This is a genomic window from Curtobacterium sp. VKM Ac-2861 (assembly GCF_013204965.1).
Classification (GTDB): domain Bacteria; phylum Actinomycetota; class Actinomycetes; order Actinomycetales; family Microbacteriaceae; genus Curtobacterium.
This window is the reverse complement of sequence record NZ_JABMLA010000011.1, coordinates 1-15,182: the sequence shown is the minus strand read 5'-3', so window position 1 is coordinate 15,182 and position 15,182 is coordinate 1. Positions and strand designations below refer to the sequence as shown.

At 66.9% G+C, this 15,182-nt stretch carries 14 protein-coding genes; 8 read left to right on the top strand and 6 right to left on the bottom strand.

Going from position 1 to position 15,182, the window contains the following annotated elements; translation table 11 throughout:
- The first annotated feature begins 208 nt into the window (after nucleotides 1-208).
- The 6 genes from HQQ88_RS18970 to HQQ88_RS18945 all read left to right on the top strand — a co-directional run bounded on the left by HQQ88_RS18970 (nucleotide 209) and on the right by HQQ88_RS18945 (nucleotide 5,517).
- Entirely contained in the window at nucleotides 209-1,096 is an 888-nt protein-coding gene (locus HQQ88_RS18970) for a carbon-nitrogen hydrolase family protein (protein WP_123293797.1), read from the top strand.
- A complete protein-coding gene (locus tag HQQ88_RS18965) occupies nucleotides 1,093-1,878 on the top strand; it encodes an ABC transporter ATP-binding protein (RefSeq protein WP_216835153.1) in 786 nt (261 codons plus the stop codon). The genes HQQ88_RS18970 and HQQ88_RS18965 overlap by 4 nt, the downstream gene beginning before the upstream one ends.
- Entirely contained in the window at nucleotides 1,875-2,711 is an 837-nt protein-coding gene (locus tag HQQ88_RS18960) for an ABC transporter permease (protein ID WP_123340214.1), read from the top strand. Before HQQ88_RS18965 ends, HQQ88_RS18960 begins: the two co-directional genes overlap by 4 nt.
- Before the next feature lie 69 nt (nucleotides 2,712-2,780).
- Nucleotides 2,781-3,836: an ABC transporter substrate-binding protein gene (locus HQQ88_RS18955; protein WP_173171049.1), complete on the top strand. Its 1,056-nt coding sequence runs from the start codon at nucleotides 2,781-2,783 to the stop codon at nucleotides 3,834-3,836.
- A gap of 86 nt (nucleotides 3,837-3,922) precedes the next feature.
- Nucleotides 3,923-4,102 (top strand): hypothetical protein, encoded by a 180-nt coding sequence (locus HQQ88_RS18950; protein WP_123293793.1) that lies wholly within the window; start codon nucleotides 3,923-3,925, stop codon nucleotides 4,100-4,102.
- Entirely contained in the window at nucleotides 4,099-5,517 is a 1,419-nt protein-coding gene (locus HQQ88_RS18945) for an amidase (RefSeq protein ID WP_216835150.1), read from the top strand. The genes HQQ88_RS18950 and HQQ88_RS18945 overlap by 4 nt, the downstream gene beginning before the upstream one ends.
- Nucleotides 5,518-5,690: 173 nt before the next feature.
- On the opposite strand, the gene HQQ88_RS18940 is transcribed toward HQQ88_RS18945, so the two are convergent.
- Entirely contained in the window at nucleotides 5,691-6,302 is a 612-nt protein-coding gene (locus tag HQQ88_RS18940) for a TetR family transcriptional regulator (RefSeq protein WP_123293792.1), read from the bottom strand.
- A gap of 111 nt (nucleotides 6,303-6,413) precedes the next feature.
- Between HQQ88_RS18940 and HQQ88_RS18935 the strand changes: the two genes are divergently transcribed.
- Nucleotides 6,414-7,271: an enoyl-CoA hydratase/isomerase family protein gene (locus tag HQQ88_RS18935; protein WP_123293791.1), complete on the top strand. Its 858-nt coding sequence runs from the start codon at nucleotides 6,414-6,416 to the stop codon at nucleotides 7,269-7,271.
- A gap of 58 nt (nucleotides 7,272-7,329) precedes the next feature.
- On the opposite strand, the gene HQQ88_RS18930 is transcribed toward HQQ88_RS18935, so the two are convergent.
- The 4 genes from HQQ88_RS18930 to HQQ88_RS18915 form a co-directional block, all read right to left on the bottom strand.
- Nucleotides 7,330-8,103, bottom strand: a complete 774-nt coding sequence (locus HQQ88_RS18930) for a GntR family transcriptional regulator (protein WP_123340211.1) — start codon at nucleotides 8,101-8,103, stop codon at nucleotides 7,330-7,332.
- A 119-nt stretch (nucleotides 8,104-8,222) separates the two neighbouring features.
- Nucleotides 8,223-9,677 carry an FGGY family carbohydrate kinase gene (locus tag HQQ88_RS18925; protein ID WP_173171046.1) on the bottom strand — a complete coding sequence of 485 codons (1,455 nt, stop codon included), beginning with the start codon at nucleotides 9,675-9,677 and terminating at the stop codon, nucleotides 8,223-8,225.
- A 50-nt stretch (nucleotides 9,678-9,727) separates the two neighbouring features.
- Complete coding sequence (locus tag HQQ88_RS18920) at nucleotides 9,728-11,173, bottom strand: L-fuculokinase (protein WP_165901031.1); 1,446 nt, start codon at nucleotides 11,171-11,173, stop codon at nucleotides 9,728-9,730.
- Nucleotides 11,174-11,214: 41 nt separating this feature from the next.
- Nucleotides 11,215-12,054, bottom strand: a complete 840-nt coding sequence (locus HQQ88_RS18915; RefSeq protein WP_131921179.1) for a class II fructose-bisphosphate aldolase — start codon at nucleotides 12,052-12,054, stop codon at nucleotides 11,215-11,217.
- Between the two features lie 276 nt (nucleotides 12,055-12,330).
- On the opposite strand from HQQ88_RS18915, the gene HQQ88_RS18910 reads away from it, so the two are divergent.
- On the top strand, nucleotides 12,331-13,674 hold the full coding sequence (locus HQQ88_RS18910; protein ID WP_173171043.1) for an FGGY family carbohydrate kinase: 1,344 nt from the start codon (nucleotides 12,331-12,333) through the stop codon (nucleotides 13,672-13,674).
- Nucleotides 13,675-13,684: 10 nt separating this feature from the next.
- Here HQQ88_RS18910 and HQQ88_RS18905 read toward each other — a convergent pair whose 3' ends face one another.
- On the bottom strand, nucleotides 13,685-15,001 hold the full coding sequence (locus tag HQQ88_RS18905) for an MFS transporter (protein ID WP_173171040.1): 1,317 nt from the start codon (nucleotides 14,999-15,001) through the stop codon (nucleotides 13,685-13,687).
- Nucleotides 15,002-15,182: the final 181 nt, after the last annotated feature.

Here is a 15,182-nt window from a genome sequence, read left to right as displayed (position 1 = left end):
GCGACGTTCGAGGTACTTCGGCATGGGACCTCAGGGTCGCACACGCCGGGCGCCGGAGCACGAGGGGGCGGGAGTTTCGTGGCGTTGCGTCTTGGGTGGAACGCGGAAGCCCCGGTCAGGAGGCATTCGTGGACGAGTGAGTGGTGGCTTAGCAGGGGCGTAACGAGAGCGTGACGGGGCGGAAACCCCTGTGGATCACGCTCCTCTCATGCCCCTCACCACCATCGCCACCGTGTCGATGCCGGTCGTGTACGACCCTGACACGAACCTCACCGTGATGCTCGGCCGCATCCGGGATGCTGCCGAACTCGGTGCCGACCTGGTGGTGTTCCCGGAACAGGCCTTGCAGGGCTACCTCACGGACACGCTCAGTCTGGACTTCGAGAACGTCCGCTACCAGCAGCAGAACGCCGAGACAGTGCCGAACGGCCCGCGGGTGAGTGCGGTGATCGAGGCCGCGGTCGAGCAGAGCCTGCACGTCGTGTTCGGGCTGACCGAGCGCGACGACCGGTACGCGGATGTCCTCTACAACACCGTCGTCCTTGCCGGTCCGGACGGCTACATCGGCCGGTACCGCAAGGTGCACCAGCCCGGGGACGAGAAACACGTCTACCACCCGGGCGTCGGGTTCCCCGTGTTCGAGACGGGCATCGGCCGGATCGGGATGCTCATCTGCTACGACAAGTGCTTCCCCGAGACGACTCGGGCGCTCGCGCTGCAGGGCGCGGAGATCCTCGTCATGCCGACCGCGTGGGCGTACGACGACGCCGACGAAGCGGCTGAGGACGACATCCGTGTCGACCAGTACACGCTCTTCGGCCGCGTCCGGGCGCTGGAGAACCAGGCGTGGATGGTCGAGTCGAACGTCGTCGCGCAGCAGGGGAACCTCAACTACCACGGGCACTCACGGATCATCGACCCGAACGGCGTCATCCGCGCCGACACCGGGCCGACCGAGGGCATCGCGTGCGTCACCGTCGACGTCGAGGACACCATCCTCCGAGCCCGCGGCATCGACTACATCGGCTACCACTTCCTCAAGGACTACGTCCCCGTGCCCGCAACAGTCGGGCGCTACGGGGCAGGAACGGAATGACCATGTCCCATGCGATCGAGGTCCAGGGCATCGGGAAGCGCTACGGCGACGGCCCGCTCGTCCTGGACGGCATCGACTTCCACGCGAAGGCCGGCGAGTTCGTCTCCTTCGTCGGACCCTCCGGCTGTGGCAAGTCCACCCTCTTCAACATCATCACCGGGCTGCTCGCCCCCACCGAGGGTCGCGTCCTGGTCAACGGGAACGACACCACGGGCAACCCGAACCGGTCGATCGGCTACGTCCTGCAGAAGGACCTGTTGATGCCGTGGCGGACGATCATGCAGAACGTGGTCCTCGGCCTCGAGGTGCACGGGGTCCCACGGCGCGAGGCGCGCGAGCGGGCGTCGGCCCTGTTCGACACGTACCACCTGTCCGGCCGCGAGGACAGCTACCCGGGCCAGCTCTCGGGTGGCATGCGGCAGCGTGCAGCGCTCATGCGGACGATGGTCACCGACCCAGACATCATCCTGATGGACGAGGCGTACAAGGCCCTCGACTACCCGCTGAAGATCCAGCTCGAGAGCGAGCTGATGGACACCGTGAAGGCGGCGGGCAAGACGGTCGTGTTCGTCACGCACGACATCGAGGAAGCCGTCACCCTGAGTGACCGCGTCTACGTCCTCAAGGCCCATCCCGGACAGGTCGTGCAGGAGATCGAGATCGACCTCGGCACCGACAGCCACGCCATTAACGAGCGCCGCCTCGCGCCGGCGTTCAACGACTACTACGAGGCGATCTGGCGCTCCATCGGCACCGGCGCCCGGACGGAGCGCGCAGCATGACCGCCATCCAGATCGAAGAAGCAGCCACCGGGGCAGTCCGGACCGCACCCGAACGCCGCACCCGACCGCGGTCGTCGAGGCGACGCAGCGTCCTCGTGTCGATCCAGATCGCGATCGTCGTCGCCTTCCTGGCGGCCTGGCAACTCGGGGCGTCCGCGGGGTGGATCAGCACGTTCCTGTTCTCGAGCCCCGGGCAGATCGTCACGGTGCTCGCGCAGAACGTCGGGACCGGCGAGCTGTGGACCGACCTCGGCGTGACCGCGCAGGAGGTGCTCATCGGATTCGTGATCGGAGCCCTCGGCGGGTCGCTCCTCGGCCTCCTGCTCTGGTACTCGCGGTTCGTCGCCGACCTCTCCGCGCCCTTCATCACCGCGATCGGGTCGATCCCTGTCCTCGCCGTCGCGCCGATGATGATCATCTGGTTCGGCACCGGTCTGGTGTCGAAGGTCGTCATCGTCGCGTTCTCGTGCGTCATCGTCTCGCTGACGAACGCCTACCGCGGTGCGCAGAAGGTCGACACCGATCTCCTCGACCTGATGCGCTCGTTCGGCAGCTCCAAGACCCAGGCGTTCACCAAGGCCATCGTCCCCGGGGCGATGTCCTGGGTCATCGCCGGCCTCAAGCTCAACGTCGGGTTCGCGATCATCGGCGCCGTCGTGGGGGAGTTCATCTCGTCCTCTGCGGGTGTCGGTCACATGATCGTCACCGGATCGTCGAGCTTCGCCATGAACCAGGTGCTCGCCGGCGTCGTCGTCGTGATGGCGATGGTCCTGGTCTTCGGCCTCCTGATCGATCTGCTGGAGCGCGTCCTGCTCCGGTGGGATCGCCGCTGACCCACAGCGGAAACCCCTCCCACCTCACCCTCCTTCCCTGCGCTCCTCCCACCGAAAGGGCTGTGCCCCATGCGATCTCCCCTTCCTCGACGCGCCCGCGTCCTCACCCTCGTCGCGGCGACCGCCGCCACACTGGTCGCACTCACCGGGTGCGCGTCCGGCTCCAGCGCGGCCGACTCGGCCGACGGCGCGACCCAGGACGTCACCATCAACCAGGCAGTTCAGACCCTCCTCTACCTGCCGCTCTACGTCGCCCAGGAGAAGGGCTACTTCGAGGACGAGGGCGTGAACGTCAAGATAGACACCGGCGGATCCGGCAACGCCTCATTCGCCGCGGTGCTCGGCGGCTCAGCCGGGTTCTCCATCCAGGACCCGGTGTTCTCCGCCAAGTCCCACGAACAGGGCGGTGAGGGTGTCATCGTCGCCGGCGTACAGAACGCCCCCGCCGAGTTCCTCGTCGGCAAGGACGACGCGAGCGCGCAGGACGACCCCACGATCCTGAACGGCAAGAAGGTCGTCGTCTCCCCGTCACCGGACTCCACCTGGGCACTCATGACGAAGATGATCGACACGTACGACCTCAAGGACGTCGACCTCATCAACGTCTCCCTCGGCAACGAACTCGCCGCCGTCGCATCCGGCCAGGCCGACTACGCGGTCGTCCCGGAGCCCTCGGTCAGCCAGGCCGTCGACCAGCAGGACATGCACGTCGTGTACTCATGGCCGGCCGCCGGCGACGAGTGGAACCCCTTCGCGTTCTCGTCGCTCACCTCCACCCAGAAGTACGTGAAGGCGAACCCCGAGGCGACGCAAGGCGTCGTCAACGCATTCCAGCGGGCCTACAACTACATCTACTCAGACGAGGCCGGCACCATCGAGGTCGCCGAGAAGTACTTCCCGAAACTCGACAAGTCCACGGTCGCCTCCGCCGTCAAGCGGGAGATCGAGGCGGACGGCTACCCGCACGGTGCGACCGTCACCGAGGAAGCCTGGGACCACAACCTCCAGCTCGCTGCCGACATCGACAACGTCAAGAAGTACCCGGCCGACGCCACCTCGTACGACACGAACGTCGACACCACCTTCTCGGGCAAGGCCGAGAAGTCCTACCCCGCGAAGAACTGATCGACCCCACCACCCAAGGCGGGGCCGCCACCCGGCGGCCCCGCCTTCCCCGCCTTCCCCGCCTTCCCCGCACCAGAGGAGCTCCCATGGACGCGACCGCCCGCCAGACTCTGACCGAGGAGTGGACCGCTCGCGGACGCTCCATCGCCGCCTTCGTCACCGCGAACATCCCACCCGAGGTCGTCCCCGTCTCGGTCTTCGACCACGCGCAGGCGGGACCGGCCGCTGCGGACACCACCGACGCCCGCGACGGAGCCCGCCCGTGACCGACCTCCACCGACCGATCGCGGAACTCGCCGGCATGCTCCGCTCCGGAACGACCACCGCCGTCGCACTCGTCGAGCAGAGCATCGCCCGCATCGACGAGCAGGCGGACCTCGCCGCCTTCGTCCACGTCGACCGTGACGGCGCCCGGGCCGCCGCAGCACGAGCTGACGCCGAACTCGCCGCCGCCGTCGACCGCGGTCCACTGCACGGCCTGCCCGTCGCGGTGAAGGACAACATCGACGTCGCCGGACAGCACACCCGCGCCGGCAGCCTGCTCCTCGGCGACGAGCCCGCCACGCACGACGCCACCGTCGTCACCAGCCTGCGCGACGCCGGTGCGGTGCTCGTCGGCCGCACGAACATGCACGAGCTCGCGTGGGGCGGCACCACGGACAACCCCCACACCGGACGCGCGCGGAACCCGTGGAACCGAGATCGGGTCCCCGCCGGGTCCTCCGGCGGGTCCGGCATCGCGGTCGCGGCCGGCATGGTCGTCGCGGCACTCGGGACGGACACGGGAGGCTCGGTGCGGCTCCCCGCGTCGGTCAACGGCGTCAGCGGGTTGCGTCCCACCATCGGTCGAGTCAGCAACGCCGGTGTCGTCCCACTCGCGTGGACCATGGACACCGTCGGGCCGCTGGCCCGGACTGCGGCGGACACCGCCGTCGTGCACGACGCGATCGCGGGGTGGGACCAGCGCGACCGGACCACGCGACGCGAGCCGGTCCACCCGACCGCGCCGAGCCTCCAGGCCGTCGACCCCGCCACCCACCTGCGCGGCCTCCGGGTCGGTGTGATCGCCGACTACGCGCTCGTCGGCAACCAACCCGATGTCACCGCCGGCGTGCGCGCCGCGCTCGACGCGCTCGTCGCCGCTGGCGCGGTGGTCACCGAGATCCACGTGCCCGGTGTGGACGAGCTCGTGGATGCGCAACTCGTGGTCGACGCTGTGGAGCCGAGCGCGATGCACCTCGACCTCCTGCGCACCAGGCCGGACGACTACGGCGACGACGTCCGGACGCATCTGGAGATCGGGCTCCGCTACTCAGGCGTCGAGTACGTGCAGGCGCAGCGTTTCCGAGCGTGGTTCCGCGACGGGCTGCTCGAGGCGATGCGCGACGTTGACGTCCTCGTGACACCGACCCTGCCGTTCACGGCGCTGCCGCACGGCGCGGAGAGCGTCGAACTCGACGGGGGGCCGGCGTCGCTCACGGCCGGGAACATGCGGTACACAGCGATCGGCAGCATGGCGGGCCTCCCCGGACTCAGCGTTCCGATCGGGCTCGACCGGGACGGACTCCCGATCGGGATGCTCCTCACCTCCCGAGCGTTCGACGAGACGCGAGCACTCGCAGCCGGGAACGGGTATCAGGCAATCACGTCGCATCACCTGCTGCGACCGCAGCTTCCTTGACCGCCCGCATGCCAGCCTGTGCTCGCGAGCAACTGCGCACCGCACGTCAGAGGTCGAGTCGCAGCCTCCGCACGCTCAGGCGGGAGCCCATCGACCGCGACGAAACAGTGTCGTGGCTGACCACTCGTCACCGTGCCGACGACCGCCGAACTCGGCCGGTTCACCGTTGGACGTCAAGTGTCTGTGCTCGGACGGCCGAGGCCACCCGATCGCGTCAGCGCAGCGAACGCAGCGTCTGTCAGCTCATCCAGCGGCGAGATGCCGTTGTCCTCGACCCAACCGTCGTAGGCCACCATCAGGCAGCCGACAGCAGCCATCACTCGCGTGCGCACCGCGATGATCGGCGTCCCGACCCGGGGCTCGCGTTTGAGCAGGAGGTCAACGAGTTCTGGGCGCCAAGTCGCCTGCTTCTCGTGAAGGCGTGCCCAGAGCGCGGGGGTGGACCAGACGAGCCGGATCCTGTCGAGGCCGTCCGCCGCATCTTGCAGCAGATCCACTGCCGGAGCAACCGCGGCGCGGAGCGCCGACCAGGCGTCCTCGGTCAACGGCTGGGTAGCGAGAACCGCGGCCATCTGGTCGCCAACGGTGTCGAAGACGTGCAAGACCACGTCCTCTTTGCTGCCGAAGTAGCGCAAGAAGGTGCTGCGTGAGACACCTGCTTCTCTCGCGAGGTCGTCGAAGGTGATGGCGTCGAAACCCGACTCGAGGAATTTCCGCAGACCGACGGCACCGAGTTCGTTGCGAACGGCGGCACGCCCGATCGCTCGCGTACTGGTCCCGTGCATCCGACCATCCTACGAGCCTTGACTTCAGTTGCAGGTACGAATTCTTGTGTCTACAGTGACACTCAGTGTCAAACAAGGCGCTGATGTTCATGCGATACGGAGAGAACACCCATGACCTACGACCTGCCCGCCCTGCACATCTCGGTAGCTGATGGGGTCGCCCATGTCACCATCGACAATCCCCCCTTGAACCTCTCTGACGGGACTCTCCTACCATCGCTGCGCCGGTTCGTCTCGCAGGTGCGTGGCGACGAAGCCGTCCGCGTGATCGTCTTCGACAGCGCTGATCCCGACATCTTCGTGGCGCACGGCGACACTCGGTTCATCACAGAACCCGAGGTGATGGCAGCCGCCGGCGCGGCAACGATGGCGGCGAATCCGGATGCGGAGTTTCCTGCGGACATGAACCTCATGCAAGTTGTCCACGAGGAAGTGCGCTCTCTCCCTCAGATCACGATCGGGAAGCTGACCGGCCTCGCCCGCGGCGGTGGCAACGAATTCCTCATGGCGTTGGACATGCGCTTTGCCGCCATCGGTAAAGCCGGTCAAGCCCAGCCCGAGGTGCTCATGGGCATCATGGCCGGTGGCGGAGGGACGCAGTACTTGACCTCGCTCGTCGGCAGGGCTCGTTCCCTCGAGATCCTCCTCGGCGCCCAGCTCGTCGATGCCGAACTCGCCGAGCGCTACGGGCTGGTGAACCGGGCTCTGCCGGCGGACGAGATCGATGAGTACGTCGGTTCACTGGCACGTCGGATCGGTGAGCTGAGGCCCGAGGTCGTCTTCGCCGTCAAGGAGGCGGTGAACACGGTTCCGAGCGGAGTGACGCGAGGAGGCCTCGCAACGGAGAATGCGCTTCTCGGTCCGTTGTTCACCGCCGACGCGGCAGAGCTTGCTCACCGACTCCTCGACGCCGGCATGCAGACCCGTGCCGGCGAACTCCGCCTCGAGGCACTGATCAGCGAGATCTGACGGCTTGGGCGCCGGCTTCTCCATGCGAGACCGGCGCCCAGCAGTCACCGTTCACAGCTCAATGGCCGGGGATGTCGACCGAGCTGACGTTCACCTCGAGCGGGACGACGTCGGTTCGCACCCATGTCTCGTACACGTCGAAGCGTTCTTCGTTCTTCGTCCAGGACGTGGATTGCACGCAGATGACCGGCTCGCCGCGCACGACTTCCAGAGCTTCAGCGACTTCAGCAGTCGCGGCCCGCGCACGGATCGTGCGGTGCGCGCCGCGGAGTGGGTAGCCGGCACGCGTCAGCAGCTCGGAGAGGGACCCAGTTCCGTTGAGCACGGCTTCCGAATCGCCGACGATCGGGGCGACGCTTGGCGGACTGTAGTTGACGCTGTACACGGCAGGGACACCGTCCAGGTGGCGAAGGCGGACGAGTTCGAATCCCTCGACTCCGACCGCGACTTCGAGCAAGGCGGCGACGAAGTCCGGCAGCTTCGCTCTCCCCGATCGCAGGACGGTGGTGGTCACGGCGCGGTTCTGTCGTCCGACCGCGTTCTCAAGGAACCCTTCGGTGTTCTGGATCATCCATCCACGGTCGGACGACGGCCGCGACGCGAAGACACCTCGATTCGGGACACGCTGGGCTAGTCCTCGACTCTCAAGGAGCTGCAGGGCCTGCCGGACGGTCGCGCGGGCGATTCCGTACTCAGCGGAGAGGTCCAGTTCGCTCGGCAAACGGTCCCCCACAGCGATCGCCCCGGTCTCCACGCGGACCTGGAGCACATCAGCGAGCTGTTCGTAGTACGGCACAGGCGACTGCCGGTCAATGGCCTGTTGCTCGCTCATCCTGGCTCTCCTCGCATCGCACCCGGGGCGGCATGACACCACCACGTAGACGGTATGACCATCTCATACGGACAACCCGTACAGCCACCGCACGGTGCTCCGCTCCCGACCGATCTCAGCTATTGGACTGCAGGTTGCGAGGATCGCGCCGCCGTCTTCTCGAAGTACCCCATCGCCACCTTCGCAGCGTCATGCTGCTGCGAGATCTGCGTTTCGGTTCGCAGCGGCTCGAGTTCGTCGCCGTTCGTCGACCAGACCGGGAACGCCCCTTGCAGCGCAGCAAGCGCCTGCATCGCCGCCCCCTTGGCGACGTACTCCTCGGGATCGGGGACGACAACAGGTACGTCGACCATCTGCGTCAGGATGTGCTGAACCGCCTCACTTTGCGCAGCACCACCGATGAGGACGACGCGTTCCGTGACGATGCCGCACCGCTCCAACGCTTCAAGCATCTCGACCTGGCTCGCAAGGGTTCCTTCGATGATGGCCCGCGCGAAGTTCGGACGGTTGAAGTTGGTCAGGGACGCTTGATGCAGTGAGGCTCTCGCGTGGGGCAGATCCGGAGTCCGCTCTCCTTCGAAGTACGGCAACAGGGTCAGACCGTTCGCACCTGCCGGGGCAGAGAGCGCAAGGTCCGAGAGTTCGTCGAACGAGCAGCCGAGCAGTGCGGCGCCGAGTTCGAAGTTCCGGCCGGCGTTCAGGGTCGCAACGAGCGGTTGGAACTTGCCAGTGGCGTCCGCGTAGTTGCAGACGTATCCGGCGTAGTCGTGGATCGGCGTTTCGGACTGCGTGTAGACGACCCCGGAGGTTCCGAGAGAGAGCACGGTGTCGCCGGCGCTGACGTCGAGCGCGAGGGCTGCGGCTCCGTTGTCACCGCTGCCAGCGCCCACGACGATTCCTGCGGGGATGCCGGGGATACCTCCACCGGTCACACCGGCGCGGTCGAGCGGTCCGAGGATCTTCGGAAGGGTCACGGTCTTGCCGAACGCATGCTCGACGAGGTCCATGCAGTACTCACCGGTCTCCGGCGACCAGTACGCGGTTGCCGCGGCGTCCGATCGGTCGGTGACGAGAGCATCCAGGCCGCCGTGCCCGCTTCCGTACCCCAGGAGGCGCCAGGTGAGCCAGTCGGGGACGATCGCCACCGCGGCAGTTCGCTCGGCTGCCGCCGGGTCCGTGTCTCGCAGCCAGCGGAGCTTCACGACGGTGTCCGAGAGCGTGAGCGGCAGGCCCGTTCGGCGGATCCACGTGTCTCGACCGAGTTCCTCGTTCAGGCTGACCATCTGGCCGTGGGAACCGGTGTCGTTCCACAGGGGTGAATCGCAGACGACCTCGCCGTCCTCGTCGAGGAAGACCGGAGTGTGCTGTTGACCGCTCACCGCGATCGCTTGCACGTCTTCGAGTCCGCCTGCACGCTCAACCGCTGTGAGCAGCGCCTGCCACCACCGATCCGGGTGGACGATCGTGCCGGACGGGTGTGACGCCTTCCCTTCCCGCACACGGTTGCCGGTCGCGGCGTCTCGAACAGTGACCTTGCACATCTGCGTGGATGAGTCGATTCCTGCGATCAGCATCGTCGACCTCCTTTGGGTTACGGAAGTTGTCTCAGACGGTTCGAACAGCCTCATGCGGGGAGACCCTTGAGGTAGTCCCACTGGGGCTGGATCGTTGCTCGCCATTGAGCGAGTGCCTCGCGTCGAGCCGTGTCGACGTCCACATCTTCCGGATCGCTGTCCTGCCAACTGAGCCGCTGGTCGGAGGCGAGGGCTTGCGCGCCGCGGGAGACGACCTCCGGGAATCGGGAGGCTGTGAGCGGTGTGCCGAGGAGGTCCGCCTTCAGCTGCTGCCAGAGCGGGTTCCCGCCTGCGGGCCCGATCACCTTCACGCGGCTCGCCGTGACTGGGAAGAGGTCGAGCACGTCGGAGAACTGCAGTGCCATCCCGAGGAAGCAGCCCAGGATGAGTTCGTTGGCGGTCGTGTCGGTCTGCAGCCCGGCGATCGCGCCGCGTGTTCGAGCGTTCTTCGTCGGCGGGGGGCTCCCGCGGAACTGCGGGAGGATCACGGGCAAGCGGTCGAGCGCCACGTCGCCGGCGACGTACTCCTGGTGGATGCCGGAGATGCTGTCAGCGAGTTCCGATGCGGAACGACCGAGCAGTCCCTGCAACGTCGCGAACGCCGAGCCACCAGTCGGGATCGAGGCGAACAGCGTGTAGTCGGACCCGGTGCAAGAGATTCCGTTCGCGAGCTTCGCGCGTCCTGCTGCCGGACCGAGAGTCGGTGCGTCGGTCAGGAACAGCAAGCCCTCGGTCGTCCCGGTCGAATTCAGCAGCTCGTTGTGTTCAAGGTCGGCGCCGACGGCACCGACCATGTGATCGTGGCCGGCGACGTGGACCATGACAGAGGTGTCCAGTCTGAGCTCCGCGGCCCGAACGGGCGAGAGCGTCGTGCCTTCGGAAGCGGTGCGGAGGTCGGGGAACCGGCTGACGTCCAGATCGAAGAAGTCGCACATCTCGGCCGACCACGTCCTGGCCGCGAGATCGAGCGCCATCGTCCTGCTGGCGAGGGAGAACTCCGACCATCGTTCGCCGGTCAGTTCGGCCGCTACGAACTCCGCCACGTTCAACCACTGCGCATCAGCAGCCCCCGAGCCAGCGTTGTCCACGGCCCACGCCACTTTCGAGATGCCGTAGTTCGGGTTCACCGGGAGTCCAGTGATCGCGTACACGCGATCGCGGCTGAAGACATCGAAGTCCTCGAGCCAGTCCGCTCCACGGTGGTCGTGCCAGAGGATCATCGGCGATGCCAACGACCCATCGGGGCGGACCAGCCCGCCGGACTCTCCCACACCGGCGATCGCGATGCGACGCACCGAACGTCGTGCCGCATCGTCGAGGCCGCGGACGAAGTCGGCGATCTGCTGCAGCAGCGCCTCCACCTGGTAGACCTCTCCCCAAGCGTCCCGGGTCGTCGGCGTCGGGTGCTTCGTCGAGACGACGACGCCGCCCACGTCGTCGAACAGGCACAGCTTGATGCTGGTCGTGCCGATGTCGACCGTGATGGTAGGGAGCACGGGGTGAGGTCCTTCGGTTCGGCGCTGAACGCGGTGACAGGTCAGGCGACGGATGGGTTCAGCGTGCGGATACGCTTCTCGACTACTTGGGTGATGGCGGCGACCGCGTCCGTGGAGACTCGGATCAGCGACGCCTCCTTCGGGTTGGCGTTGTAGGCCTCGCCGAACGAGCGGATCATCGCGTTCCGGAGATCGCTGGCAACGTTGACCTTCACGACGTTGTACTCGTGTAGCTGCGCGAGCTGCTCATCGGGCAGTCCGGAACCGCCGTGGATGACGAGCGGGACCGGGCTGGCGTCGCGGACGGCGGCGAGCAGCTCGAAGTCGATCGCGGCGTTCGGGACGTACCCGTGCTGGTTCCCGACCGATACCGCGAGCATGTCGCACCCGGTCGCGGCGACGAACTCGGCGGCCTGCTGGGGGTCGGTGTGTGCCGCGAACTCGGGAGCGACGTCGTCCTCCTTGCCGCCGATGCTGCCGAGCTCTGCTTCGAGAGCGAGCGACGACGGCGTCAGCTCTCGTGCGATCTTCGAGACGCGCACGTTCTCGTCGTAGTCGTACTCGGAGTAGTCGATCATGATCGAGGTGAAGTCCGCCGCAAGCGCATCCCTCACAGCATCGAGCGACTTCCCGTGGTCGAGGTGCAGCGCCACCGGGACGTCGCACTCTGCCAACCGGCGGCTGACCATGTCGTAGATGTACTCGAACCCTGACAGCGCCGCGTTGGTCGGAGCAACCTGGATGAACGTCGGAACGCCGACCTTCTCGATCGCTGCGACGATCCCCATCGTCGTTTCGATGTTCGTGGTGTTGAACGCGCCGGCGACGAGCCCGCGTGAAGTGCACTCGTTGATGACGTCGATACCGCTGACAAGAGGCAAGAGGGTTCCTTTCGGCCTGCACCGACGGCGTCGCGACGTGCAAGTCGCCGTGTTTTCGGAGCGCTTCGGTGGTCTCGGCGGCTTCCAAGGGGCGCACGCGGCGGCGCGGATGATTGCGTCATCGCGTCGCTGCGACGGAGATCCGTCTCGGCCGAACCGCCTGGGTTCCCGTCCATGGTAGGCAGGTTGGTACAGATTGTCTAGTCCATATGTACAGTCCAGCGAATTGTCCACATCGGGCTGTTGCGGTCCCGCTCATGGGACAGAATGACGCTCGTGAAGCGCGCACACCGGGGTCCGATCGTCTGCGGGGTCGACATCGGCAGTACCAACACGAAGGTCGTCGGTCTGGGTGCTGACAGTCGAGTCGTCAGCCGAGCCCAGCGACAGACCCCGCGCGACGACACCGATCTGTCCATCGACGCGCAGCAATTGCTTCGGCTCATCGAGGACATGCTCCTCGAGGTCTGCGGGACAGAGTTCGCCGTTCATGCGGTCTGCGCCGTCGGTGTCGGCGAGGACGGCATCCCCGTCGACGCACAACTGCGCCCAACGGCGTCGGCGCTCGCCTGGTTCGATCCACGACGAGCCAGGCTGTTCACCGCCGTCGCCCCGCAGCTCGCTGCAGCTGACGGAGTCGGCGTCGGCGACGATGCCGCAAGAACGCTCGTCGGTTGGCTCTGGGCCCGTGAGCAAGGACAGCTCGAATCCGCAGCAGGCTGGGTATCACTCACTGACTACGCAGCCAGCGCTTGGTCCGGCACCGCCTTCATGAGCGACTCGATCGCGGCGCGGACCGCAGCCTGGGACGGAAGAACTCGCTCATGGGTGCTGGCGCGAGTGGAGAGCACGCTGCGGGATCCGACGCTCCTGCCGAAGGTCCTCACCGCAGGTGAGGCCGTCGGACCGATCCTGTCGAGGCGCTTGGACGAGGCCGGAGTGCTTGCCCCAGGCGCACTCGCGATCGCTGGCGGCCACGACCATCCGATCGGCGGGTGGGCAGTGGACCGGCTAGACCAAGGAGCAGTACTCGACTCCATGGGAACCGCGGAAGTCGTCGTGGCGCAGGCGCCGGAGCAGGTGAACCGAACCACAGGAGTCGACGTCGCGCCCGGGATCCGGAACACCGGCACCTCACTCCTGTCGGTCGAGGAGTTCACCCGGAACGTCGAATGGGCGTCGCTCGACCCAGAGGTTGCGTCGGAACTGCGACTCATTGCGAGCGGTCGAAGGAAGCCGGACGGGTACGTGGACTCGGACGTGTTCGTCGCGGGCGATCGCGGCGGAGGCCGACCGAAGTACTCCGTCGGAGCTCCCGCGAAGGCGACATCGAGGGCGGCGGCAGTACTCGGCGCCCTCGCGCGGGTCGGCGCCGATGCGATCGACGAAGTCACCGCGCTGATGCCCGCACCAGGGCACGTGTACGTGGCCGGTGGATGGTCACGTGCGCCCGGCTGGCTCGCGATCAAGGAACAGGTCAGCGGACGGCGGATGCAGATCGTGCACGAGCCGGAAGTCGCAGCCGTCGGCGCAGCGATGCTCGCGGCGGCCGCGCTGGACTGGGTAGTCGACGCCGATACCGTGATGCGCGCCGACACCAGCCACGAGAGCGCCCGGTGATGCCCCGTCCCTAGGGCAGGTCACCGTGCCTGTCCGCAGCCGCGATCCGGAGGTTGCGGGGATCTTCCTCGCTTCGGAGCGCGAGACACAGCAGCGCCCCGACGACGTACATAGCCACGAAGGTGCCGATGAGGATGGGAACGTTTGCTGCTCCGCCGAGGACACCGACAAGGACCGGGCCGATGAACGCCGAGAGGCCTGCCGCGAGCGTGTACACAGCGAGCGCGCTCCCGCGATCTTCCGCCGGGACGAACGAGGGGACCAAGGCCGTGAGAGGTACGAAGCCGGCCAGACCGATTCCGAGAATCGCCCAGCACAGGACGGTGAGCCAGAAGTTCGGGCCAACCAGCACCGGCACGATGTACAGCGAGGCGGCCCCGACCGCGCTCATGACACACCCGAACCAAAGCACTGTGCGTTGCCACCCAAACCGGTCGCCGAGGACTCCGAAGAAGAGGTTGGCGAAGATGTTCGCCGTGTAGACGATCGTCACGATCTGCAGGTACTGAGACTGCGTGAAGCCGATCTGTTCAGTGAAGAAGAACGGCGCGACGACGAAGAGCGCGAAGTTCGGCGCCGTGTTGATGAGCCGTACGAGTGCTCCGACACTGACCCGTGGCTGACGCCAGATGATCGTGAGTCCCTTGGCAAGCTCAGCGATCGCGCTGTCGCCGTTGTGCGCGGGTCCGGCGTGCTGTCGGTCTCGGACGCCGAGGATGGCGGTGAGTGCCCCGAGGACCACGAGGCCCGTCGCAAGCCAGAAGGTGCCGACTTCACCGATGACCGGAATCGTCCAACTGGCCAGCAGCGATCCGAGCGTTGGCAGTCCAGCTCCGAATACGAACCAGAACCAGCCCACGGAGCTTCCGCGCTGCTCCGGTCGGGTCGCGGTGTTGATCCACACCAGGAACGCGTAGGCAAAGAACGGGTACCCGATGCCGCGAATCGAGTACGCGACGACGGCCACCCAGTGCACGTCAGCACCGACGCCGACGGTCAGGAACAGCGCCTCGAACACGACCCAAGTCACGGCGCCGATGATCATCACCTTGCGGGGGCCGAGGACCGAGGAGAGGGTGCCAGAAAGCCACGATCCGATGGTGACGAAGATGCCGTATGCGCTGATCGTCACCGCGGCAGCGGACTCGCTGAAGCCTTCTGTGTCCACGAGAAACGGCGACAGGTAGTTCGACTCGACTCCGTCCCCGATCATGAACAGCAGGACGCCGATGAACCCGAGTGCGAGTGGGGCGGGCAGGCCGAGCCGGTCGAGGAGCCCTCGACCCGTCGGCACTGCTGCGCTGGCGGTCATGGACTCGTTGGTCATCGCGCGTTCTCCTTCGAACGGATGTGGGGTGGGGGCCGCGCCGGACACCACGGAGGCGCGGCCCCCGACGAGTCACGGTTGATCGGACTCGCCAGTATTGAGAGCTAGAACCACTTCTCCGCACGGTGGTCCGCCTGGATGCGGCGGATGGTGTTCGAGCGCGACCGCAGCACGAGCGAGT